The organism is Streptomyces sp. NPDC104367, assembly GCF_055583825.1.
In genome coordinates this window covers 121,704-144,621 of record NZ_JBVJND010000021.1, presented here as the reverse complement: position 1 = coordinate 144,621, position 22,918 = coordinate 121,704, and the positions used below count along the sequence as shown (strand labels likewise).

Annotated in this window: 20 protein-coding genes; 13 read left to right on the top strand and 7 right to left on the bottom strand. The window is 69.6% G+C overall.

The features are described 5' to 3' along the window. Window positions 1-144 precede the first annotated feature (144 nt). The gene (locus tag ACZ619_RS28995) at window positions 145-1,962 is read left to right on the top strand and encodes a flavin-containing monooxygenase (protein ID WP_469604907.1); all 1,818 of its coding nucleotides are present in this window, start codon (window positions 145-147) and stop codon (window positions 1,960-1,962) included. A gap of 250 nt (window positions 1,963-2,212) precedes the next feature. Further along, window positions 2,213-3,793, top strand: a complete 1,581-nt coding sequence (gene guaA, locus ACZ619_RS28990; RefSeq protein WP_469604904.1) for a glutamine-hydrolyzing GMP synthase — start codon at window positions 2,213-2,215, stop codon at window positions 3,791-3,793. 88 nt (window positions 3,794-3,881) lie between these two features. On the opposite strand, the gene ACZ619_RS28985 is transcribed toward guaA, so the two are convergent. The 4 genes from ACZ619_RS28985 to ACZ619_RS28970 all read right to left on the bottom strand — a co-directional run bounded on the left by ACZ619_RS28985 (window position 3,882) and on the right by ACZ619_RS28970 (window position 8,437). Then, window positions 3,882-4,904 (bottom strand): helix-turn-helix domain-containing protein, encoded by a 1,023-nt coding sequence (locus tag ACZ619_RS28985; protein ID WP_469604901.1) that lies wholly within the window; start codon window positions 4,902-4,904, stop codon window positions 3,882-3,884. A gap of 55 nt (window positions 4,905-4,959) precedes the next feature. Then, window positions 4,960-5,961, bottom strand: a complete 1,002-nt coding sequence (locus tag ACZ619_RS28980; protein WP_469604899.1) for an alpha/beta hydrolase — start codon at window positions 5,959-5,961, stop codon at window positions 4,960-4,962. A 394-nt stretch (window positions 5,962-6,355) separates the two neighbouring features. Beyond that, window positions 6,356-7,333 (bottom strand): alpha/beta hydrolase, encoded by a 978-nt coding sequence (locus ACZ619_RS28975; protein WP_469604897.1) that lies wholly within the window; start codon window positions 7,331-7,333, stop codon window positions 6,356-6,358. Window positions 7,334-7,483: 150 nt separating this feature from the next. Then, window positions 7,484-8,437 carry an alpha/beta hydrolase gene (locus ACZ619_RS28970; RefSeq protein WP_469604894.1) on the bottom strand — a complete coding sequence of 318 codons (954 nt, stop codon included), beginning with the start codon at window positions 8,435-8,437 and terminating at the stop codon, window positions 7,484-7,486. Between the two features lie 136 nt (window positions 8,438-8,573). On the opposite strand from ACZ619_RS28970, the gene ACZ619_RS28965 reads away from it, so the two are divergent. Then, a complete protein-coding gene (locus ACZ619_RS28965) occupies window positions 8,574-9,572 on the top strand; it encodes a helix-turn-helix domain-containing protein (protein ID WP_469604891.1) in 999 nt (332 codons plus the stop codon). 51 nt (window positions 9,573-9,623) lie between these two features. Here ACZ619_RS28965 and ACZ619_RS28960 read toward each other — a convergent pair whose 3' ends face one another. Together ACZ619_RS28960 and acs are read right to left on the bottom strand one after the other, a co-directional pair. Further along, window positions 9,624-10,277: an adenylate kinase gene (locus tag ACZ619_RS28960; protein ID WP_469604890.1), complete on the bottom strand. Its 654-nt coding sequence runs from the start codon at window positions 10,275-10,277 to the stop codon at window positions 9,624-9,626. Between the two features lie 31 nt (window positions 10,278-10,308). Further along, a complete protein-coding gene (gene acs, locus ACZ619_RS28955) occupies window positions 10,309-12,273 on the bottom strand; it encodes an acetate--CoA ligase (RefSeq protein ID WP_469604888.1) in 1,965 nt (654 codons plus the stop codon). 251 nt (window positions 12,274-12,524) lie between these two features. Between acs and ACZ619_RS28950 the strand changes: the two genes are divergently transcribed. The 4 genes from ACZ619_RS28950 (at window position 12,525) to ACZ619_RS28935 (ending at window position 16,328) form a co-directional block, all read left to right on the top strand. Further along, a complete protein-coding gene (locus tag ACZ619_RS28950) occupies window positions 12,525-13,121 on the top strand; it encodes a TetR/AcrR family transcriptional regulator (protein WP_469604887.1) in 597 nt (198 codons plus the stop codon). A gap of 57 nt (window positions 13,122-13,178) precedes the next feature. Next, window positions 13,179-14,000 carry an SDR family oxidoreductase gene (locus tag ACZ619_RS28945; RefSeq protein WP_469604884.1) on the top strand — a complete coding sequence of 274 codons (822 nt, stop codon included), beginning with the start codon at window positions 13,179-13,181 and terminating at the stop codon, window positions 13,998-14,000. Window positions 14,001-14,321: 321 nt separating this feature from the next. Beyond that, window positions 14,322-14,993 carry a TetR/AcrR family transcriptional regulator gene (locus ACZ619_RS28940; RefSeq protein WP_469604882.1) on the top strand — a complete coding sequence of 224 codons (672 nt, stop codon included), beginning with the start codon at window positions 14,322-14,324 and terminating at the stop codon, window positions 14,991-14,993. A gap of 117 nt (window positions 14,994-15,110) precedes the next feature. Then, complete coding sequence (locus ACZ619_RS28935; RefSeq protein ID WP_469604879.1) at window positions 15,111-16,328, top strand: cytochrome P450; 1,218 nt, start codon at window positions 15,111-15,113, stop codon at window positions 16,326-16,328. 324 nt (window positions 16,329-16,652) lie between these two features. On the opposite strand, the gene ACZ619_RS28930 is transcribed toward ACZ619_RS28935, so the two are convergent. Next, the gene (locus tag ACZ619_RS28930) at window positions 16,653-16,787 is read right to left on the bottom strand and encodes a hypothetical protein (protein WP_469604876.1); all 135 of its coding nucleotides are present in this window, start codon (window positions 16,785-16,787) and stop codon (window positions 16,653-16,655) included. 39 nt (window positions 16,788-16,826) lie between these two features. Between ACZ619_RS28930 and ACZ619_RS28925 the strand changes: the two genes are divergently transcribed. From ACZ619_RS28925 to ACZ619_RS28900, 6 genes are all read left to right on the top strand, one after another. Beyond that, window positions 16,827-17,528 (top strand): TetR/AcrR family transcriptional regulator, encoded by a 702-nt coding sequence (locus tag ACZ619_RS28925; protein ID WP_469604873.1) that lies wholly within the window; start codon window positions 16,827-16,829, stop codon window positions 17,526-17,528. An 86-nt stretch (window positions 17,529-17,614) separates the two neighbouring features. Then, window positions 17,615-19,219: an MFS transporter gene (locus ACZ619_RS28920; protein ID WP_469605012.1), complete on the top strand. Its 1,605-nt coding sequence runs from the start codon at window positions 17,615-17,617 to the stop codon at window positions 19,217-19,219. 106 nt (window positions 19,220-19,325) lie between these two features. Beyond that, the gene (locus tag ACZ619_RS28915; protein ID WP_469604871.1) at window positions 19,326-19,937 is read left to right on the top strand and encodes a TetR/AcrR family transcriptional regulator; all 612 of its coding nucleotides are present in this window, start codon (window positions 19,326-19,328) and stop codon (window positions 19,935-19,937) included. Between the two features lie 101 nt (window positions 19,938-20,038). Continuing rightward, a complete protein-coding gene (locus ACZ619_RS28910; RefSeq protein WP_469604869.1) occupies window positions 20,039-20,683 on the top strand; it encodes a GntR family transcriptional regulator in 645 nt (214 codons plus the stop codon). Between the two features lie 98 nt (window positions 20,684-20,781). Then, window positions 20,782-22,008 (top strand): MFS transporter, encoded by a 1,227-nt coding sequence (locus tag ACZ619_RS28905; RefSeq protein ID WP_469604866.1) that lies wholly within the window; start codon window positions 20,782-20,784, stop codon window positions 22,006-22,008. 352 nt (window positions 22,009-22,360) lie between these two features. Beyond that, window positions 22,361-22,822, top strand: a complete 462-nt coding sequence (locus tag ACZ619_RS28900; protein WP_469604863.1) for an Lrp/AsnC family transcriptional regulator — start codon at window positions 22,361-22,363, stop codon at window positions 22,820-22,822. Window positions 22,823-22,918: the final 96 nt, after the last annotated feature.

Genomic DNA, 22,918 nt, shown 5'->3' with positions numbered 1-22,918 from the left:
CGGAAGCAACCAGACACCCAACCGGACAGAACTGTCCGGAGCTTGTTACCGTACTGCATGGCTATTCAAGTCCATTGAGTTACGCACGACTTCGCGGGCGAGACAGCCTCGTCACAGAGAACCGGAAGAAGCGAGGCCCCCCACATGGCACATTCGCGACAGATATCGGCCGAGGAACTCTCCGAGCTGAGGGAGCGCTACCGGACCGAACGGGAACGACGGGTGCGGCCCGACGGCGCCCGGCAGTATCTCGCCGCGGACGCCGAGTTCGGCTATTACGCCGCCGACCCGTACGCGGAGGAGCCGCCCCGACGTGAGCCGCTGCGGGACCGGGTGGACGTAGCGGTGGTCGGCGGCGGATTCGGCGGCATCCTCGCCGGTGCGCGGCTGCGTCAGCAGGGTGTCGAACGCGTCCGTGTCATCGAAACGGGCGGGGGCTTCGGGGGGACCTGGTACTGGAACCGGTATCCCGGCATCCACTGCGACATCGAGTCGCACGTCTACCTGCCGCTGCTCGACGAGACCGGATACATCCCGGAGTGGAAGTACGCGCCCGGTGAGGAGATCCGCCTCCACGCGGTGCGGATCGCGGAGAAGTTCGACCTCTGCACGGACGCTCTGTTCTCCACCTCCGTCACATCTCTGACCTGGGACGAAACATCCGAGACGTGGATCGTCACGACCGATCGCGACGACGTTTTCCAGGCGACCTATGTCATCACGGCCACCGGCACCCTCTCCGAGCTGAAGCTCCCCGGAATCCCCGGCATCGAGACGTTCCAGGGCCACACCTTCCACACCTCGCGCTGGGACTACGGTTATACCGGCGGCGGTCCGGACGGCGGCCTCACCGGTCTCGCGGACAAACGCGTGGGGGTGGTCGGCACCGGTGCCACCGGCATCCAGGTCGTCCCGAAGCTGGCCGAGGACGCCGCACACCTCTACGTCTTCCAGCGCACCCCCTCCACCGTCGACGTGCGCGCCAACCGCCGTACCACCGCCCAGGACGTCGGTGCCGACCGCCCGGGCTGGGCGAGCGAGCGCCGCGACAACTTCCTGCGGATCGTGTCGGGCGAGACCACCGAGGAGGATCTCGTCGCCGACCGGTGGACCGAGTCGGCCGGCCTCTTGGAGAAGCTCCTACCGAGTTTCCGACGTCGAGGAGACCGTACGGCCTTCGAAGCGGGCTACGAGGCCGCGGACGCCGCCAAGATGAACGAGATCCGGGCTCGGGTCGACCAGATCGTCACCGATCCGGGAACGGCGGAGAAGCTCAAGCCCTGGTACCGGTACGCCTGCAAGCGCCCGACCTTCTCCGACCTGTACCTCCAGGCTTTCAACCGCCCCAATGTCACCCTGGTCGACACCGCGGACGCCCACGGCATCGAGCGGATGACCGCCCATGGCGTCGTCGTCGGCGACACCGAGTACGAACTCGACTGTCTCGTCTTCGCCACCGGCTTCTCGGTAGGTGCCTCCGGTGTCTGGTCGGGACGGCTGCCCGTCCGCGGCCGACAGGGCGTCAGTCTCCAGGACGCGTGGGGCATGCGGGCACCGCGCACTCTGCACGGCTTCACCAGCGACGGTTTCCCCAACCTCATCCAGCTCGGCGGCAGGCAGAGCGCCATCAGTGTCAACTACACCCACGTCCTGGACGAACATGCCCTGCACGCCGCCGCGCTGGTCGCCGCCGCCGAGGCCGCGGGAGCACTGATCGAACCGTCTCCTCAGGTCGAGGACGCCTGGATCGCGACCCTGAACGACGGAGCCCCCGATCACGAGTGGTTCCATGCCGAGTGCACTCCCGGCTACTACAACGCCGAAGGCCGCGGCCGACCGAACGATCCGAACTCCTACCCGCACGGTGCAGCGGCCTTCCACGACCTCCTGAAACGGTGGCGGCAGGAGTCCATGGAAGACGTCCTGCGGGACGGAACCGTCAGCCGGCGGCAAAAGGCCTGACTCCGCTCCCGCGCCGGGTGCCCTGGGCCTCGACGTCCTCACGCGCCGTCAGAGGCTGCCGAGGAGTGCCAGGCACTCGGCGCTGGTGGAGCCCTGGTCGGCGTAGTAGACGACGAACAGCGGACGGGCCGGACAGGCCTGCGGGTGCACGATGTCGACGACGCTTCGGCGGCCGGACCCAGCCGAAGGGCGGACCTGGCAAGCCGATAAGGTTTGGACACACCTCGTCCGACCCGCCGGAAGGCACCCCGTGTCATCAGCGACTCCCGCTGCCGCCGCTCCCGACACCGTCCTGGTCGTCGACTTCGGCGCGCAGTACGCCCAGCTCATCGCCCGTCGCGTCCGCGAGGCCCGGGTCTACAGCGAGATCGTGCCCAGCACCATGCCGGTCGCCGAGATGCTCGCCAAGAACCCGGCGGCGATCATCCTCTCCGGCGGCCCCTCGTCCGTGTACGAGGAGGGCGCCCCCCGCCTGGACCGCGAGCTCTTCGAGGCCGGCGTCCCCGTCTTCGGCATGTGCTACGGCTTCCAGCTGATGGCACAGGTCCTCGGCGGCACCGTCGACAACACCGGCGCCCGTGAGTACGGCCGTACCGACCTGCATGTCTCCAGGACGGCGTCCACCCTCTTCGAGGGCACCCCGGACGAGCAGCACGTGTGGATGTCGCACGGCGACGCCTGCTCCGCCGCCCCCGAGGGCTTCGCCGTGACCGCGTCCACGGACGTCGTCCCGGTCGCCGCCTTCGAGAACGACGAGAAGAAGCTCTACGGCGTCCAGTACCACCCCGAGGTCATGCACTCCACGCACGGCCAGCAGGTCCTGGAGCACTTCCTGTACCGGGGTGCGGGCCTGCAGCCGAACTGGACCACCGGCAACGTCATCGAGGAGCAGGTCGCCGCGATCCGCGAGCAGGTCGGCGACAGGCGCGCTATCTGCGGGCTGTCCGGCGGTGTGGACTCCGCGGTGGCCGCGGCCCTCGTCGGCCGCGCCATCGGTGACCAGCTGACCTGCGTCTACGTCGACCACGGTCTGATGCGCAAGGGCGAGACCGAGCAGGTCGAGAAGGACCTGGTGGCCGCGACCGGCGTCAAGCTGGTCGTGGTCGACGCGGAGGCCCGCTTCCTCGACGCGCTCGCCGGTGTCTCCGACCCGGAGCAGAAGCGGAAGATCATCGGCCGCGAGTTCATCCGTGTCTTCGAGCAGGCCCAGGCCGAGATCATCGCGGACGAGGGTCCGGCGGTCGAGTTCCTGGTCCAGGGCACCCTGTACCCGGACGTCGTCGAGTCCGGCGGCGGCACCGGCACCGCGAACATCAAGTCGCACCACAACGTCGGCGGTCTGCCGGAAGACCTGGAATTCCAGCTCATCGAGCCGCTCCGCAAGCTCTTCAAGGACGAGGTCCGCATGGTCGGCCAGGAGCTCGGCCTGCCGGAGGAGATCGTCCAGCGCCAGCCGTTCCCCGGCCCCGGGCTCGGCATCCGGATCGTCGGCGAGGTCACCAAGGAGCGTCTGGACCTGCTCCGCGACGCCGACGCGATCGCCCGCGAGGAGCTGACCGCCGCCGGTCTCGACCGCGACATCTGGCAGTGCCCGGTGGTCCTGCTCGCGGACGTCCGCAGCGTCGGCGTCCAGGGTGACGGCCGCACCTACGGCCACCCGATCGTCCTGCGGCCGGTCTCCTCCGAGGACGCCATGACGGCCGACTGGTCCCGGCTGCCGTACGACGTCCTCGCGAAGATCTCCACCCGGATCACCAACGAGGTCCGCGACGTCAACCGCGTCGTCCTCGACGTCACCTCCAAGCCGCCGGGCACCATCGAGTGGGAGTGAGGCTCGGACGCCGGTACGCGTAGAAGCTCGGAGACGAGGGGGCGGACAGGCGTCAGGGAAGACGGGGAGGGTGCTTCAGCCGGGTTCTTCAGCCGCCGGTGTTCCCGTCCTCGCTGTGGGCGATCCGCCACAGCAGAACGGCGACCGCGGCGCGTTGGCGTCCGCCGGGACCGGTGGCCGTGTAGCCGATCCGGGCGGCCATCCAGGACAGGCGTTGCTGGAGGGTCGAGTGGTGGACGTGCAGCAAGGTTGCGGCCTGCCGCAGGCTGGCCTGGTCGAGCACCGCCTGGAGCGTGTCGATCGCCCAGGGATGGGAGGCGAGCAGGCGGTCCAGGCTGCGTACGTCCTCGATGGCCGAGGCCGCTTGCGGGGTGAATCGCTCCGCGAGATCCCCGAGGGCTCCGAGTTCTCCGTAGGACACGACTGACGGACCCGGTCCGCCCGGACGGTCGGTCAGGCGGAGGGCGGTCCGGGCCCGTTCCATGGCGGCCGGGATGTGTTCCGGCCCCGCGGCCACGTCGGTGCCGGCTCGTAGGCCGGGCGGCAGATCCGGGGTTCCGGAGACCAGGGTGACGAGGTGCTCGCCGATCCGGGTGCCGTGTGCGGCGGACGGGGCCGTCCAGACCGAAACGACGACGGTGACCGCCCCGGTGAGCTCCAGCCTGGCGGCCGCCTCCCGCCGGTCGGGCTCGGCGGTGTCGGGATCACAGACGATCCGCACCGCCGCCGTGGCGGAACGATGGACGGAGTCCTTCGTGAGCGCCTGGATCGCGCGGGCCGAGCGTTCGAGGACGAGTGCGTCCAACGGGCCCTGCGTGTCCGATCGTTCCAGCCACACCCAGGTGCCGGGAAGGCCGGTCAGCGCTAGGCGATCCCAGGCACGAGACTCCTCCTCCCCTGCGAGCGTGCGTCCGTCGACGTCGTAGCGATGGGTGACGGCACGGCCGGTGTCGTGGAATCCGGCCGGGCAGCCCGACAGGGCCGCCGCGGCTCGTACCACGGCCGCGGCGGAAGCCCGCTGCTCGATCAGGCTGTCGAAGTGGTCGATGACGCGCAGCGCGCCGACCGCCACGTCGTCGATGACTTCCAGCCTGCCGATGAGTTCACGCAACGAAGCCTCCCAGGCCACTCGTGCTGAGCGGGAGCACGGCGGGCGGCCCGTTCTCTCACCGTTCGAGAGCGCGCCGCAAGAAATTCTCACGAGCCGCTATGGACGCCCGCGACACGGCCGCGTGGGCCGCCATCCCGTCGAAGCCGTGGAAGGCACCGCCCCACATGTGGAGGTCGACGCTCACACCCGCCTCGGACAGCCGGCCTGCGTAGGCCAGTACCTCGTCACGGAACAGCTCCACCGAGCCGGTGTCGATATAGGTGCGGGGCAGACCGGTGAGATCCTCGGAGCGCGCCGGCGCTGCGTACGGGGACACGTCGGGTCCGCCGCGCCGCTCACCGAGCAGGGCGGTCCATCCGTACAGGTTGTTGCTTCGGTCCCAGATGCCCTCGCCGTCGAGCATCCGGCTGCTGTGCGTCTCGAAGCGGTCGTCGAGCATGGGGCAGACGAGCACCTGGTGGCTCAGATCGGGGAAGCCCCTGTCCCGGGCGACCAAGGCGGTTCCCGCCGCGAGACCGCCGCCCGCGCTGATTCCGCTGACGATCAGCCGCTCGGCGTCGATGCCGAGTTCCTCGGCGTGCTTCGCCATCCACACCAGTCCGGCGTAGCAGTCCTCGACGGGAGCGGGGTCGGGGTGCTCGGGGGCGAGCCGGTACTCGACCGAAACCACCACCGCGGAGCCCTCGGCGACGAACGGCAGCACTGTGTCCAGGCCCATCGAAGCGTCCCCGGCGACCATCCCGCCGCCGTGGATCTGCAGGATGCCTGCCTTGGGGCCCCGCTCCTCCGCCGGGCTGAGGATGAGCACGGCGATGTCGGGCTGCCCGGCCGGACCGGGCACCTGGCGTTCCTCCACTCGCACCCTGCCGCCCACGGTCAGGACCGTCCCGGGCTCGCCGGTCGTCTCGGCGACCCGCCGCCTGGCCTCCGGGAGAGTCTCGTCGCTGAGAGGAAGCACGAACGGGTGCATCGCCTCCGCTACGGGTGCGAGCTCCGGGTCCATCGGGGGCCGCGTGGTCACGGGGCCGAGGATGTCCGCTGCTGTCTCGTTGGCCATCGTTCTCTCCTTCGGGAACGTGGGGGTGCGGTCGGTGGGATCCACTGTGGGCCGGGGGCGGAGGGGCCGGAACCCGCAGATGGCGCGAGGCTCGGCCGCTGCTGCCGCCATGTGGCGGGTGCGGGGGCGCGCGGCGTTCCCTCATGGCTCGGCCCGCCGGTCCGTGCGGGCCCCGTCGGCATGCACGGCAACTCGTCCGCCCTTGAGGGGCTTTACAGACGAGAGGGGTGCCGAAGCGGGCGCAGCCGCGTGCCCCCCTACGCGAATCCCGGCGCCCTCGGCGGCCTGGCCCTTTCCAGACCTGCCGTGTGGACGCCGGGCTTCGCCAGGCGATGGGGGCGCCCTTGAACCGGGTGGCCGGCTCGTCGGCCGATCACCTGTTCAGCGGACATGTTCAGCTGGGGTTCAGACCCAGGTGCTGCTCTTCGAACCTCTGGATCTCTTCGGCCATGTCCCGGTCCTCAGGTGCCTGACCGCCGAAACTGCCATGTGGCATGGCCTCGAACACATGGAGTTCGGTCTCCACCCCGGCAGCCCGCAGCCTGCGGTGCATCCGTACCGTGTTGGACAGGAACAGATCGCGTGTACCCGTCTGCAGGAAGGTGGGAGGGAACCCGGCCAGGTCCCCGAACAGAGGTGAGAGGTACGGGTGTGTCAGGTCGTGGCCGTTCGCGTAGAGGAGATTGGCCTGCATGAGCGATTTCAGGTAGTCGACGCCCGCGTTGGTCTGGAAGGAGTCTCCCGACTCGGTCAGGTCCAGCTCCGGGGTCAGCAGGAGCACTGCCGCGGGCATCGGAAGTCCCTCGTCCTTGGCCCGCAGCAACATGGCCGCCGCGAGGTTCCCGCCGCCCGATCCACCGCTGACGATGATCTTGCTTGGTGGGCGCTCCTCCAGCGCCTGCCGGTACACGGCGAGGCAGTCCTCGAGCGCGGCCGGATAGGGATGCGCGGGCGGGTTGCGGAAGTCGGGCGCCCACGTGATGCCCTTGCGCGCCGCCGACTTCTCAGCCGTCATCATCCAGGCCAGGTCGCCGCCGCACATGTACATGCCGCCGCCGTGGATCTCCAGGAAGAGCGGTGCTTCGGTGTCGTCCGCGACGTGGGACGGACACAGGACGTAGGTGGGCACCCCGGCGATCTCGGTCCTGACACGGCTCAGGACCTGCTCCGACGGCACCGACGCCTCGAACATCGCGCGGACCGGTGCCTCCCGCTCCGCGATCACACGCAGCCAGCCCTCGGTGTCGTCGAGCGCGGGCTCGGCGTCCTCGTCGAAGGGGTTCGGCATGGAGAGGTACTGCTGAGCCACCTCGCTGACGCTTGCCGGGGCCGGCGGCCGGGTGCGCGGTGTCGCTGCGGTGCTGTCGGTCATGACTGTCTCCGTAATTCTTCGCGGGTTGAGACCTGATCAGGGAGTTGCGGACTTGAAGCGACATGACCACTACAGAGAGTCATGCCAAGGGGTGGCGCCCGCCCGTGGCGTTGGGTGGCGCCTGTGGCCCGGTGAGCGGTGCGCCGAGCCCTACTTGGTTCCCACGCCGAGACCGCGGCGCAGTGCCGCGATCATGTCGGCCGTGATACGCACGCTCACGGCGGACTCCGGGATCAGACCTCCGTGGATGACTCCCGGGTAGAGGACGAATTCCGTGGGAACGTCGGCATGGGCGAGACGCAGCGCGTAGGCGAGGTCCTCGTCGCGCAGCGGGTCGTACTGGCATGCGGTGACGAAGGCCGCCGGCAGGCCCGACAGGTCCTGGGCCCGTGCCGGAGCGGCATAGGGGGGTACGTCCGCGGTGCCGCGACGGCCCTCGCCGAGATAGCAGTCCCAGCTGACCTCGGCTGCCGACCGGTTCCAGAGCGGGACGTCGTCGTAGTCCACCATCGACGGTGTGTCCAGCCGGTCGTCGAGTTCGGCGACGGCCAGGTACTGGAAGCACAGGGCGGGACCGCCCCGGTCGCGGGCGAGGAGTGCCAGCGCGGCGGCGAGTCCGCCGCCCGCGCTCTCCCCCGCGACACCGATCCGGTCGGGGTCGACGCCGAGTTCGCCGGCCGACTCCGCCATCCACACCAGCGCGGAGTAGCAGTCCTCCAGTCCCGCCGGGAACGGGTCCTCCGGCGCCAACCGGTAATCGACGGACACCACGACCGCGCCGACCTCGGCGGCCATCCGCGTCGCGGTGGCGTCGAACTCCGGGATGCTGCCCATGATGAACCCGCCGCCGTGGATGTAGAGCAGGCCGGGCAGAAGCCCTTCGCGCTCGGCCGGCGCGTAGACGCGGATCCGCACCTCGGGAGCGCCGGCCTGCCCCGGGACGGTGGTGTCGCGGCTCACCATCTCGATCTCCGCCTCATAGGGCGGCAGCCCGGTGCTGACCGATTCCGCGCCCAGCGCCCGCATGGCTCTGAAGTCCGTGAACGGCCCTTGCGGCATCATCGGGATCCACGGCGCGATCTCGGGATCGTACGCGTAGGTCATCTCGGCTCCTCGACGTGCTGTGCTGCGGTGCGGGTGGGGTCGAGTATGCGTCGGCCCGGTCCTCGGCACACTCCGTCAGGTGTCGGACAGATACGCGTTGCGAGCCGCCACCTGGCGGTGTCGTAATCTGAGGCCCATGAGGGGTCTGCTGCTCAGGCTCTCCGCGCTCGACGCCGACGCGGAGAACGCCGTCCGTGTCATCCGGTTCTTCGACGAACTCATGGCCAGACGGGTCGCCGTCGAGGTACTCACCCGAGAGGCGTCGAAGCTCGCCGAGTGCCCCCTGGGGATCGCCCCGGACATCGGTTCGGTTCCGGGGCAGGCGGCCGTGCGCCGACTGCCCGGCGGCAGCCTGGTGTGGCTCGCCCGTCCGGGACCGGCCCTTCCGCTCGACGACATCCTGATCGAACGGTTCGCCCTGGCGGCTTCCGTGCTCCTGGAGCACTCGGCGGTGCCGCCGACCGAACTCGGCGACGCGGCGCTGGTCGAACTCGCTTTGGCGGAGAGCGCGGGCGAGGCGGAGCGCTCCCGGGCACTGCGGCTCCTGGGCGAACGGCCGACGGAGACGCTGACCGTGCTGGCCGTTCGGGCCACGACGGAACAGGCAGGGCAGGCCGCCCGCCTGCTCGGCGGCCACACGACCGAGTTGGGCAAACTGCACGCGATCGTCACCGCTCGAACCGTCGACGGCCTCGACGGGCGGTTCCGGGCCGGTGTCGCTCTCGCCGTCCCCGCCATCGAAGCACCCGCGGCGTGGCGGCGTGCGCAGACCGCGGTGCGCTTCACCCGGGCTTCGTGCCCCGTGGTCAGCTGGAGCGAGTTGGGGGCCCTGGCCGTGCTCGCGGAACGTCTGCGCCCCGAGGACATCGCCACGGTCTCAGACGTCGCGGCGCTGGACCGCATCGCCGCGGAGCCCGGCGGCGGCGAGACCCTCCAGGTGCTGGTGGCGTTCTGCGACACCGATTCGGTCCGCAAGGCGGCCGCGGTCGTCCATCGTCACCACAGCACGCTCGCCGCGCGCCTGGAGCAGGCCGAGAAGCGGCTCGGTTTCCCGATCACCACCCCTGAGGGCAGACGCCGCCTCGACCTCTCGCTGCTCCTGCGGCGGCTGCGTGACCATCCCGCCCAGGTGTGAGCCGGCCGCCGCACGCGTGCCGCGCGCCTCACCTGGAGCGGGATCGGGACGTCAGCGCTGTCCCGCCGACAACGAGTCGAACAGACGGTCGGTCACTTCCTCGGTGGTGCCCGTGGCACCCACCCGGATCAGCTTTCGTCGGCTTCGGTACCTGTCCAGGACCGGAACGGTCTGCTCGGCGTACACGGACAGACGACGCAGAACCGTCTCCTCCGCGTCGTCGTTCCGCCGGGCCAGCGCGCCTCCGCACCTGTCACAGCGTCCCGGCGTACGCGGCGGGGCGAACGTCACGTGCGCCGTCGCGCCGCATTTCCCGCAGACCCGCCGCCCGCTGAGCCGGCGTACGACCTCGTCCCCGGACACGTCCAGGGCGATCACCGCGTCGAGCGTGATGTCCCGGGCGGCCAACGCGCCGTCGAGAAGCTCGGCCTGTCCGTACGTACGGGGGAAGCCGTCGAGGACGAACCCCTCGTCCGCGTCCGCCTCGTCGAGGCGGGACGTCATCATGGCGACCGTCAGCTCGTCGGGGACCAGGGTCCCCGCCTCGGTGTGACTCCTGGCCAGACGCCCGAGCTCGGTGCCCGCACCGATATGGGAGCGGAACAGGTCGCCGCTGGAGACGGCCGGCACAGCGAGCCGCTGGGACAGGATGCGGGCCTGGGTGCCCTTGCCCGCTCCGGGTGGCCCCATCAGAACGATCCGCATGGTCCCTCCTTTCCTTGTCCTGGCATCCCGATCAGTCCTCGGCCGCAGCGGTCGGCAGCTTGGACTGGATCATGGCCATGACCGAGGAATCGGTGAGCGTGGTCACGTCGCCCAGGTCCCGGTTCTCGGCGACGTCCCGCAGCAGGCGGCGCATGATCTTGCCCGAGCGGGTCTTGGGGAGTTCGTCCACCACGAGGATCCGCTGCGGCTTCGCGATCGGGCCGACCTCCTTCGCGACGTGTGCCCGCAGCTCCTCGACGAGGCCGTCCTCCTCGCTCACCCCGTCCGGCAGGATGACGAAGGCGCAGATGGCCTGGCCGGTCGTGGCGTCCGTGGCGCCCACGACGGCGGCCTCGGCCACCTTGGGATGGGCCACCAGGGCGGACTCCACCTCGGCGGTGGAGATGTTGTGACCGGAGACCAGCATGACGTCGTCGACGCGCCCGAGGAGCCAGATGTCGCCGTCCTCGTCCTTCCTGGCCCCGTCCCCGGCGAAGTAGCGGCCCGGGAACCGGGACCAGTAGGTGTCGAGGTAACGCTGGTCGTCGCCCCAGACGGTGCGCAGCATCGAGGGCCACGGCTCGGTGAGGACGAGGTAGCCGCCGGTGCCGCCCGTCACCTCGCGGCCCTCGTCGTCCACGACGGCGGCGGCGATGCCGGGCACCGGGAGTTGGGCGGAACCGGGCTTCGTCGCGGTGACGCCCGGCAGCGGGCTGAGCATCATGGCACCCGTCTCGGTCTGCCACCAGGTGTCGACGACCGGCGTCCGGTCGGCGCCGATCTGCCTGCGGTACCAGAGCCAGGCCTCCGGGTTGATCGGCTCGCCGACCGAGCCGAGGATCCGCAGGGAGGTCAGGTCGTACTTGGCGGGGATGTCGTCGCCCCACTTCATGAAGGTACGGATCGCCGTCGGCGCCGTGTACAGGATCGTGACCCCGTACTTCTCGACGATCTCCCACCAGCGTCCCCGGTGCGGGGTGTCGGGGGTTCCCTCGTAGAGCACCTGGGTGGCGCCGTTGCTGAGCGGGCCGTAGACGATGTACGAGTGACCGGTGACCCAGCCGATGTCGGCCGTGCACCAGTAGACGTCGGTCTCCGGCTTGAGGTCGAACACGGCGTGGTGGGTGTACGACGTCTGGGTCAGATAGCCCCCGGTGGTGTGCAGGATGCCCTTCGGCTTCCCCGTCGTGCCCGAGGTGTACAGGATGAACAGCGGATGCTCGGCCTCGAAGGCCTCCGCGGTGTGCTCGTCCGGCTGCGCGTCGACGAGGTCGTGCCACCACACGTCGCGCTCCGCGTCCCAGGGCGTGGGCTCGCCGGTGCGGCGGACCACCAGGACCCGTCGGACCCGCTCGGTGTTGCCCCGCCTGGTCAGCGCGTCGTCCACGGCGGGCTTGAGGGCGGACGGCTTGCCGCGCCGGTAACCGCCGTCCGCGGTGATGACGACGGAGGCGTCCGCGTCCTCGATCCGGGTGGCCAGGGCGTCCGCGGAGAAGCCGCCGAAGATCACCGAGTGCGGGGCGCCGAGACGGGCGCAGGCGAGCATCGCGACGATCGCCTCCGGGATCATCGGCAGGTAGATCGCGACCCGGTCCCCTGCCCGCACGCCCAGCTCGGCCAGCGCGTTCGCCGTCTTGCAGACCTCCCGCTGCAGATCCGCGTAGGTGAGAGCACGGGTGTCACCCGGCTCGCCCTCGAAGAGAAGGGCGACGCGGTCGCCGTTCCCGGCCTCCACGTGGCGATCCACGCAGTTGTACGCGACATTGAGCCGGCCGTCGGCGAACCACTCGGCGAACGGCGCCCTCGACCAGTCCAGAACCTGCGTCGGCTCCACCGCCCACGACAGGCGCCCGGCCTGCATCGCCCAGAAGCCGAGACGGTCCGCCTCGGCCTGCGCATAGGTGCTCGCGGTCACGTTGGCGGTGGCCGCCACGGACGCCGACGGCGCGAAGCGCTGCGACTGCTGTGTCCGGTGCGACTCGAATTCCTGACTCATGTGTGTTCCTCGCGTGGTTCGGCGACGGCTCATGGGGCCCCGCGACCGGGACGGCGGCGGGGCTCGCTCCGCGAACGGGGATGACCGAGGTCACCCGTGGAGGCACTGTCCCCCTGAGACCACCCCCCGAGGACCCGCCAACTGCCGGTTGTTGTCCACCGTCTGGCGCGCCTGCCCGGCGGGACACACCTCCGGAAATCTGAACCCCGGCCAAAGTTGCACGGAGTCCAACTATTCTCTACGGTGATGCCGTGGCAGACACCGAAGGTCTGGGCCTGCGCGAGCGGAAGAAGCTCGAAACCTGGCGAGCGATCCGTTCCGCCGCGCTGCGCCTCATCGACGAACGCGGATACGAGGCGGTCAGCGTCGACGAGATCGCGTCGGCCGCGAACGTCTCACGCAGCACCCTGTTCAACTACTTCCCCACCAAGGAAGCCATCGTCTTCGCCCCGGACCCCCGGGCACCCCATGTCTGGCGCTTGCTGATGAGCGAGCGCCCTGAGGACGAACCACTGTGGTCGTCCTTGCAGGCGGTTCTCCTCGGATACCTGGCCAGCTTCTCGGACCGGCTCGCGGTGCAGAAGCGCCTCAAGGCGGCCTCACCGAGGCTGGCCGAGTCGATGCACGGCCACGGCGAGCTGTTCGTGACCGAGCTGCACGACTGGGCCACCTCACGTGCGCCCGGCGGAGCCGAGGTGGAAACAGCTCTGCTCGTCAACATCGCCCAGGCGGTGATGACGACGGCCTACACCACCTGGTCGCCCGACGACGGGTTCGACCATCTGCTCGAACTGGCCCGCGCCTGCTTCCAACAGGCGAGTCACGGGCTGGGGTCCCCTCACGTCTGACCCCGACCAACCCCCTGTCTGCGCCGCGTGAGCACGGTGCGGGAAGGAAGCATCCTCATGAGCAAGACCTGGTTCATCACCGGCACATCCCGCGGCTTCGGGCGCAGCTGGGCCGAGGCGGCCCTGGAGCGCGGTGACAAGGTGGCGGCCACCGCCCGCGACGTCAGCGCCCTCAAGGATCTCGTCGGCAAGTACGGCGAGGCGGTTCTCCCGCTCGAGCTCGACGTGACCGACCGTGCTGCGGCCTTCGGGGCGGTGGAGCAGGCCCACGCCCACTTCGGCCGGCTCGACGTCGTGGTGAACAACGCGGGTTACGGGCACTTCGGAGCCGTCGAAGAGGTCAGCGAGGCCGAGGCCCGCGCCCAGCTCGAAACCAACGTGTTCGGCGCCCTGTGGGTCACCCAGGCCGCCGTCCCGCTGATGCGCGAGCAGGGTGGCGGTCACATCGTGCAGATCTCCAGCATCGGCGGCGTGGCGGCTTTCACCGGCCTCGGGATCTACCACGCCTCGAAGTGGGCCCTCGAAGGCTTCTCCGAGACCCTGTCCCAGGAGGTCGCCCAGTTCGGCATCAAGGTCACCCTGGTCGAGCCCGGCGGATACGCCACCGACTGGGGCACCACCTCCGCGGTCCGCTCGGAACAGCTCCCCGTCTACCGCACCATGCATGACGCGAGGACCCAGATGATCAAGCAGGCACCGCCCTCCCCCGCCGCGGACACCACCAACCAGGCGCTCCTGGACGTGGTCGACTCGGACAGCCCTCCCCTCCGCCTACTCCTGTCGGGCGTGGCGTACGACGTCGCCCAGACCGTCTACGCCCAGCGGCAACAGACCTGGGCGGACTGGGAGACCACCTCGCGGGCAGCCGGCACGGCCTGACCGACCGGCTCGCGCGGCGTGAGCGCGGACCGTCCGGTCTCGCCCCCTGACAGGCGAACAGGCCGGACGGTCCGCGCAGCCGTGGCCCTGCGGGCAGGGACGTCCCTCGACGGCCTGCCCACGAACGGTGAGTGCCATGTCACATCCCACCGCTAATGCCCGGCATTAACATGTGAGGATGCCGCGGACGACGAACGCCGCAGGATCTCAGACACGCGAGAAACTCCTCCGTTCCGCCGAGGAGGTCTTCGCCGGAGACGGTGTGGACGGGGGCAGCTCCGGGACATCGTGCGCCTGGCCGGGCAGAGCAATCCGTCAGCCGTGCAGTACCACTTCGGGTCACGGGGTGGTCTGCTCGACGCGGTGATGGCTCTCCACCACCACTCCACCGACATCGCGCTGGCCCGCCTCGTCGCGACCGCCCTCGGTGACAACGGGGCGCGTACCGCAGAGGGGCTGTCGGGACGGGATGCCGTCAGCGTGCTCGTACTCGCGCAGGCCGGCGAGCTGGCCGACCGATGCGGGCAGCGCCGACTGTGCATCGCGGCCCAGCTCAGCCACCAGAGCGGCATCCGCACCCGCGTCCCCCACCCGATGCTGCGCGGCAGTCTCCACTGGGAGGTCATCCAGCGGATGGAGCAGGCGCTGCCGGACTCCCTTCCCGAACCGCTGCGCAGGGAACGCCTCGATCTGGCCCTGACACTGATCGGCGCCGCTCTGGCGGACCGCGCCCGCCGCACTCTGGACGGTGCGGAACACCTCACCGGCGAACAGATCTTCCTCGCCGACCTGATCACCACGACCACCGCACTCCTCGCAGCGGCGCCTCCCAGACCTGAAGGGGGTTTCGAGGCGGTGCCCGGCACATCCGTGGAACAACTCCCGATCAACGCCACCGAAGATCGACCGAGCGAGATCCCCTTGCGGTCCGCGCACCAGTCCTCACGGCCTACGGCAGGCTCCGCGCTCGGATCTCAGACGTCCGTGGAGTAACCCCGGGTCACGCAGACGCGTCGATCGACCTGACTCGCCGTCACCGTCCCTCCCCACCGGGACGAACCGCTCTACCCGCCACATCGATTCCTCCCCCACTGCACAAGGAGATGTCGGATGAGCACGACCGAACAGTTCATGCGCCTGCCCCTGCCCTCGGACGGACCGCTGGAGGCCCCGGCCGAATGGGGCGAGTTGCGCCGACGGTGTCCAGCGGCGACCGTCGAACTCCCCAGCGGCGACAAGGCCACATACCTGACCCGGTACGACGATGTCAGGACTCTCCTGTCCGACCCTCGCTTCGCCCGCCCCACCGCCGAGGACGACGCGGCCAGGATCGCCCCCGAAGGCGCGGGCGGCCCCGTCGCCGACGGCGATCCGAGCCTGATCGGCGCCGACAAGGGTGAACCTCACATGCGGTGGCGCCGACTGATCAGCAAGCACCTGACGGTGAAGCGCGTGATGGCGCTCCGCCCAGCCATGGCGACCATCGCGGACTCGCTCATCGACGACATGATCGAACAGGGTCGGCCCGCCGACCTCAAGGCGAGCGTCGGCTTCCCACTGCCGGTCTACGTGATCTGCGATCTCCTGGGCGTTCCCGTCGAGGACCGGGGCCGTTTCTCCCACTGGTCCAACGCCTTCCTCAACGTCAGCCGCTACCGTGCGGACGAGACCGGCGCCTCCCAGACCGAGTTCGTGCGGTACATGTCGGATCTCATCGCGGCCAAACGCGACCAACCGCAGGACGATCTGCTCAGCACGCTGATCAAGGACAGCGGTGAAGCCGACGAGAGCCTCTCCGACACACAACTGGTCGGCACCGGGATGGGACTTCTGGTCGCCGGGCATGAAACGACCACCAACATGATCGGCAAAATGGTGGCGATGCTGCTGGCCGACCGCACCCGCTGGGAACGGCTGCTGGAAGCCCCCTCCCTGGTACGCACCGCGGTGGACGAGGCGCTGCGCTTCGACGCCAACTCCGGCTTCGGCCTGCGCCGGTACCTCACCGAGGATGTCGCCGTCGACGGGGAGGTGCTGCGCGGCGGCAGCACCGTCTTCTGCAGCTTGTCGGCCGCCAACCGCGACGAACGCCACTTCACCGAACCGGAGGAGATGGACCTCACCCGCGCCCCCAACCCGCACCTGGCCTTCGGCGCCGGACCGCATTCATGCCTGGGCCAGTCCCTGGCCCGTACCGAACTCCAGGTGGCCCTCGAAGCCCTGCTGCGCAGGCTCCCCACTCTTCGCCTGGCGGTGCCGGTCGACGAACTGAGGCGGCTCGACGGCCTGCTCGTCGGCGGGCTGGAGACCGTGCCCGTGCGCTGGTAACCAGGGCGGCCGCTTATCGGGCGGTCTCGAAGACACCGTGGCCGGAAGTCCGCACGGCCGGGCCGGAGGGGTGTCGACGCTGCTGATGCCCGCCCGGTTGTTCATCAGGTCCACGTAGCGCGCCGGGCCGAGCGTGACGCCGTTGTCGCGGGCCGTACCGAGAACGGTACCGAGCGGCCTGAAGCGGGTCCCTCGGACCCGGCCGCGATCATGCGGAGGAGGTTGTGCTGGTTCAGGGTGATGCCGGCCAAGGCTGGGGAAGTCACGGGCGGGCGGGATGTACGCGGTTCCGGTCTGTGCGGACCCAGTACTCGACCCGGCCGTCTACAGCGAGTCGATGAGGTGGCTGTACCCCTGCGCTCCGGCGTCGACATCCCAGATGGCCTTGACCCAGCTGGACGCGACGAGGAGGTCCGGGGTGCCTTCCCCCGGCCGGCCCTCCGGACCCTTCACCGCCACGTCTCGAAGATTTTTACATGCTCTGCATTTTTTCGTACTATGCAAAATATGGGAGCAGAGAGCCACGCGACGGACGGGTTGCGCGAACGCAAGAAGCGCGCGACACGAGCCGCGCTCGTGGAAGCGGCGGTGCGTCTCGCGGTGGAGCAGGGCGCGGAGAACGTCACCGTCGAAGCGATCAGCGATGCAGCGGGCGTGTCACCGCGCACGTTCTTCAACTACTTCGATTCCCGGGACGACGTGTTCGTCATGATCGGGGCGGAGTCCAGTGCCCGCGTCCGGCAGGCCGTGCTCGACGCACCATCCGCACTGTCCCCGCTCGAAGCGCTGCGCGACGCCCTGGCCGCCGAGTTGGCGGAGGCGGAGCAGCAGCACCAGTTGTGGAATCTTCACGCCACGGTGCTGCGCGGGTCACCGCGTCTCCTCGTGCGCGCCCTCAGCATCCACGCGAACGACGAACTCGGCCTGGCCGAAGCCCTCAGCGAACGCATCGCAGCCGACGCGCACGCACCTTCCGGCGACCGATCGGCACCGCACGTCCTTGACGAGGAAGGCCGCAGGTCCGCGTTGGAGCTGTATCCGCACCTGCTTGCCGCCGTCGCGGCGACAGCCGTCCGCGTCGCCTTCGAGCACTGGTCCACCCGGCAGAAGGACACCACCTTCACCGACGTCTTCCAGGAGACGCTCGATTATCTCGCCGCAGGACTGTCGACACCGTCCAGCAGTGCCGTGCGGCACTGACCCGGCGCACACACGAACCGCCGTTTCCATGTGAGAGAGAGACCGTGAACTCACCAGCGACGCCGGAAGAGGCGTCCCCCACCTCCATGTCCCACCGCCAGATACTCCAGGCCATGTCCGGTCTGATGGCCGGAATGTTCGTCGCCATCCTGGCGGGCACGGTCGTGGCCAACGCGCTGCCCCGGATCATCGCCGACCTCGGGGCCAGCCAGTCCTCCTACACCTGGGTCGTCACCGCCGAACTGCTGGCCATGACGGCAACAGTGCCGCTGTGGGGCAAGCTGTCCGACCTCTACAACCAGAAGCTGCTCCTTCAGCTCTCGCTGAGCATGTTCATCGTCGGCTCCCTGCTGGCCGGCTTCTCCCACGATGTCGGACTGCTGATATTCAGCCGGGTGGCCCAGGGCATCGGCGCCGGCGGTCTCACCGCGCTCGCCCAGGTCGTCATGGCCGCCATCATCCCGCCCCGTCAGCTGGGCAAGTACTCCGGTATTTTCGGCGCCGTCTTCGCCGTCGGCACCGTGGCCGGCCCGCTGATCGGTGGCGTGCTGGTCGACACTTCCTGGCTCGGCTGGCGCTGGTGCTTCTTCATCGGCATCCCCTTCGCCCTGCTGGCTATCGTGCTGCTGCAGCGCACGCTGAAGCTGCCCGCGCCCCGTCGCCGGGATGTGCGGATCGACTACCTGGGTGCCCTCCTGATCGTCACGGGCATCTGCGCACTGCTCATCTGGGTGTCCCTGGCCGGTAACCAGTTCGACTGGGCCTCCTGGCAGACCGCGGCTCTGGCCACGGGTGGGGTACTGCTGCTGGGCGCCGCGGTCTGCGTCGAGTCACGGACCGCCGAGCCGATCGTCCCGCTGAAGATCTTCCGCAGCCGCACCGTGACGCTGACCACGGTGGCCAGCCTGTTCGTCGGTGTGGCCATGTTCGGCGGCACCGTCTTCCTCTCGCAGTACTTCCAGGTCTCCCTGGGCAAGTCGGCCACCGCCGCCGGTCTGATGAGCCTGCCCATGATCCTCGGCCTGCTCGTCTCCTCGACGGTCGCCGGGCAGCTCATCAGCGCCACCGGCAAGTGGAAGATCTATCTCGTCGCGGGCTCCGCGGTCATGGCCGTCGGCCTCGCGCTGCTCTCCACGATCAGCGCCGACACCCACTTCGGCCTGCTCAGCGTCTACATGGCGGTGCTCGGGATCGGCGTCGGCATGCTGATGCAGAACCTGGTGCTGGCCGCCCAGAACGACGTTCCGGCCGCCGAACTCGGCGCCGCCACCTCCGTACTGTCGTTCTTCCGCAGCATGGGCGGCACCATCGGCACCAGCGTGCTCGGCGCGATCCTCGCCAACCGGGTCACCTCCGAGATCACCAAGAGCCTCAAGGGGGCGGGCACTTCTGCCGCCGGTCAGTCAACCGGTCACGGTGTTTCGGAGATGGCGACTCTGCCCCCCGCGATGCGGACCATCGTTGAGCACGCCTACGGCGTGGCGACCGGCGACCTGTTCCTGGTCGCCACACCGTTCGCGCTGCTCGCTCTCATCGCCGTCCTGTTCATCAAGGAGAAGCCGCTCAAGACGACCAGTGGCATGGAGCGCCTCGCCGAGGAGGCCGGCGACACATCTGTCACGGGCGACTGGAAGCGACCGGCCGGCGACGCCGTGGAGACCGTCACGAGGCGCACGGCTCAGGCCAACTGAAAGGAAGACCGCATCCCGGGGCCGCTGAAGCAGAGCCGCACAGCGGCCCCGGGCCGTCCGGTCGTCATTCACCCATGCGGCCGGAAGCACGGCGAAGGGAAATGCCATGGCCATGGGCGCAGCGGCCGGAAGTACTCGACTGAAGCCTCAGCGTGTGGCCGAAGTACAGACAGCCGTCCTCGATCTGCTCGGAGAAGTCGGGTACGACGTTCTCACCATGGACGCGGTGGCGGCCCGCACCAGATCAAGCAAGGCCACGCTGTACCGCCGGTGGGGCGGCAAAGCGGGACTGGTGGCGGCGGCCCTGCGGTGCGCCACACGGTCAGGCCCCTGCGTCCCCGTCGACACCGGGTCCCTTCGAGACGATCTGCACGCCTACGTCACCAGCGAGGACGACGCGACCAGGGCACACAACCACGCACTGATGCGAGCCCTGTCCATCGCCATCCACTCGAATACGGATCTGCTGACGGCGTTCCACGAAGGGGTCATCGGTCCGGAGGTCGCGCACGTTCGCCGAGTCATACAGCGCGCTGTGGACCGGGCGGAGATCGATGCGGAGAACCCGGCCATCCCCTACGTGCCTCACATGTTCGTGGGGTGCGTCGTGGCCCGCGCGATGCTCGACGAACTGCCACCCACACAGGAGTTTCTCCTGTCCTACATGGATGCCGTCGTCCTCCCCGCGCTCGGTGTGTCGTCTGCCACGGCACTTTGAGAGCCGACCGCCGGCAGGGGGTTCGCGAAGATTGTGACTCCGGCCACGCACGCCTGCCGTCCTTTGCATGCATCGATGCATGCATGCAAAGATACGTGTTCATGGCATCCATATCCGGATCTCGCTCCGCGGCGGAGCACGCGTATCACCACATCAAGCAGGCGATCATCACCGGCCGACTCCCCGGTGGACAGCTGGTCACGGAGAGCGAGATCAGTGAGGACCTCGGCATCAGCCGGACCCCCGCACACGAGGCTTTTCTCCGACTGAGCAGTGAGCGCCTGCTGGATCTCGCCGGCCGCCGAGGCGCCGTGGTCACGCCCATCGCCCCGCGCGAGGCCCAGGACGTACTGGAGATGCGTCAGGTTCTGGAAGGGGCCGCCGCCCGGCGTGTCGTGGGGGAGGGCGGCCCCTCCGAGGATGTGGTCCGGACGCTGACGCGAACCCTGGAGCAGCAACGGCGCCATCTGGACGCGGGGGACGTGGAAGCGTTCGTCGCGGCGGACGACGCCTTTCACTCGGCGGTGGTACTGGCTTCGGACAACGCGATAGCCGTGCACTTCTTCACGCTGTTGCGCGACCGTCAGCAGCGGTTGCGTCATCAGCTGCTGACGACGCAACCGCAGCACCTTCCGGAAGTACTGGACGACCACCACAAGCTGCTGGGATGCCTGTCCGGCAAGGACGCGTCGGGCTACAGCGAGGTTCTGGCCCGGCACGTGGCACGGCACCAGGGGGCACTGTGAGCTCGGCGACCGCGGGTCCGTCCCGCGCTGGACGAGAGCACGCCGGCGAGCGCGGAAGCGGGCCGGAGCGCGTTCGGTCCCGTCAGCCGTGGCGCACCGTGTTCGGTGCGATCTTCGCCATGAGCTGGTGCGGCAATCAGTTCAGTCCGCTGCTGCTGATGTACAAACAGCACGATCACTACTCGACATTGCTGGTGAACCTGCTGCTCGGCGTCTATGTGGGCGGCCTGGCACCCGCTCTGCTGCTGTCCGGCGCCCTGTCGGACCGGCACGGGCGCCGCCCCGTGATGACGGTGGGAATCCTGACCGCCCTGGCCGCGGGCGCCGTGCTCGCCCTCGGCCCCCTCGGCTCCGTCCCGCTGTTCATCGGGCGCCTGCTGTCAGGCGTGACGGTCGGTATCGCCATGGCGGTGGGCAACAGCTGGCTCAAGGAACTTTCCCAACCGCCCCACGACACCGACGCCGATGCCGGCGCGGGCGCCCGCCGTGCCTCGACCGCGTTCACCCTCGGCTCCGGGCTGGGCGCCCTGGCGGCCGGATCGCTCGCACAGTGGGGGCCTCGGCCCGAGGTGCTGCCGTTCCTGTTGCAGATGGCGGTCGCCGTTCCGTTCCTGTGGCTGGTCCGGCGGGTTCCGGAAACCAGTCCGGGCGGTCTGGGAGGACCACTGCGCAGGCAGTTGCGTGTTCCGGCCGCCGGGCACAGGCGTTTCGTCCGGGTGGTCGCGATCGCCGCGCCGTGGCTGTTCGCCTCGGCCGCGCTCGCCTACGGCTACCTCCCGGTGCTCCTCTCCGATGCCACCGGCCACTGGGGCCTGGCGTACGCCACCGCGCTGACGGGGCTGACCCTGGGAGTGGCCGCGCTGGTCCAGCCGTGGGCGAAACGAATCGACACGCCCTCCTCGGCCCGGGGCCTGGTGGTCTTCCTCTTCCTGACCGCCGCCGGAATCCTGGTGATGACCGGAGCCCAGTACTGGCAGTCCCCGTTGTTGGGTGTCGCCGCCGCGCTCGTGCTGGGCTGCGCCATCGGCACCGGTCTGGTCAGCGGGCTGCTCGAAGTGCAGCGCATCGCGGGCCCACGCGATCTCGCAGGCCTCACCGGCGTCTTCTACACACTCGCCTACACGGGCTTTCTCACCCCGATGGTCCTGGCCGCCGTCACCCCGCCCTTCAGCACGACGGTCCTGCTGCTCGCCCTGGTCGTCCTGGCCCTGCTGTGCGGGACATCGGTGCTGCTGGCCTACCGGCGCCACCTGCCGACCGGGGAGACGACGACCGTCGTCGCCCGGCACACGAACGCGCGACGGCCGGACGCCCGCGTCGAGTAGGCCGCCTGTCGGCAGGGTCTCAGGGGTGCGGCAGGGCTACCAAGGGACGACGTTGCCGAAGCGGTCCAGGTGGGCCAGGCCGGGCGTACCCAGTCGGGAGAGCAGGACGTCCACCAGCAAGGGGACGCTCTCCTCGATTGGGGCAGCGGCTTCCCCGCACGGCCGCGGTGATCGACATCAACGCCTTCGCCATGCTCGTCAGTTCCTCGGGGGCCGCGGCCACCAATGGTCCGCCCTGCAGGGCGCGCTGTCCCCCACGGGGCAAGCAGCGCTGGGGAACGGCGAGCCCCCTTTCACCGAGTCCCCGGTCGCCCCTCGCGAGCCACTGCGCCTCACCCCCGAGGACGAGAGCATGCTCGGTGCGCTGGCCACGGACGGCCGCGCCAGTCTCGTCGATCTCGCCACGGCCGCCGGTCTCACCCCTGGACGCGTGTCGCGACGCCTCGATGTTCTGCTCCGGCACCGTGTCGTCCACATCGACGTCGAGATCGCGGCAGCGGCCCTGGGTTCTCACACTCGCGCACACCTATGGCTTCGTGTGCACCCGTCGGCGGTGAAAAGCGCGGGCCGCACACTCCCGCAGCAACCCGCGGTCGTCTTCGCCGCAGCCATCTCCGAGCCCTGGAACATCGGCGCCGTCGCGCACTTCGGGGACCTCGACGCACTGTTCGAGTTCACTGCAGAACGCATCGGTTCCCTGACCGGACTGCAGAGCGTGGAGGTCTCACCCGTGTCGAAGTACGTCAAGCAGGCCGGCACCCGGCTCTGCGACGATCGCCTCGTCGAACCAACCGGTGCGCGCTCACGACGATAAGCGCACGACGACAGGCGCGGCAGGCGTCCGATGTACCCGGACCTTTCGGAGCCTGTTGGCGATACCGATCCATCCGGCCCGGTGGCGACGGATGGC

Excerpts from the sequence above, each read along its gene's own strand:
- ACZ619_RS28995 (WP_469604907.1), top strand. The coding sequence starts at position 145 with ATGGCACATTCGCGACAGATATCGGCCGAGGAACTCTCCGAGCTGAGG.
- ACZ619_RS28980 (WP_469604899.1), bottom strand. The coding sequence starts at position 5,961 with ATGGCCAACGAGACAGCAGCGGACATCCTCGGCCCCGTGACCACGCGG.
- ACZ619_RS28975 (WP_469604897.1), bottom strand. The coding sequence starts at position 7,333 with ATGACCGACAGCACCGCAGCGACACCGCGCACCCGGCCGCCGGCCCCG.
- ACZ619_RS28970 (WP_469604894.1), bottom strand. The coding sequence starts at position 8,437 with ATGACCTACGCGTACGATCCCGAGATCGCGCCGTGGATCCCGATGATG.
- ACZ619_RS28965 (WP_469604891.1), top strand. The coding sequence starts at position 8,574 with ATGAGGGGTCTGCTGCTCAGGCTCTCCGCGCTCGACGCCGACGCGGAG.
- ACZ619_RS28960 (WP_469604890.1), bottom strand. The coding sequence starts at position 10,277 with ATGCGGATCGTTCTGATGGGGCCACCCGGAGCGGGCAAGGGCACCCAG.
- acs (WP_469604888.1), bottom strand. The coding sequence starts at position 12,273 with ATGAGTCAGGAATTCGAGTCGCACCGGACACAGCAGTCGCAGCGCTTC.
- ACZ619_RS28945 (WP_469604884.1), top strand. The coding sequence starts at position 13,179 with ATGAGCAAGACCTGGTTCATCACCGGCACATCCCGCGGCTTCGGGCGC.
- ACZ619_RS28935 (WP_469604879.1), top strand. The coding sequence starts at position 15,111 with ATGAGCACGACCGAACAGTTCATGCGCCTGCCCCTGCCCTCGGACGGA.
- ACZ619_RS28925 (WP_469604873.1), top strand. The coding sequence starts at position 16,827 with ATGCAAAATATGGGAGCAGAGAGCCACGCGACGGACGGGTTGCGCGAA.
- ACZ619_RS28920 (WP_469605012.1), top strand. The coding sequence starts at position 17,615 with ATGTCCCACCGCCAGATACTCCAGGCCATGTCCGGTCTGATGGCCGGA.
- ACZ619_RS28915 (WP_469604871.1), top strand. The coding sequence starts at position 19,326 with ATGGCCATGGGCGCAGCGGCCGGAAGTACTCGACTGAAGCCTCAGCGT.
- ACZ619_RS28910 (WP_469604869.1), top strand. The coding sequence starts at position 20,039 with ATGGCATCCATATCCGGATCTCGCTCCGCGGCGGAGCACGCGTATCAC.
- ACZ619_RS28900 (WP_469604863.1), top strand. The coding sequence starts at position 22,361 with ATGCTCGGTGCGCTGGCCACGGACGGCCGCGCCAGTCTCGTCGATCTC.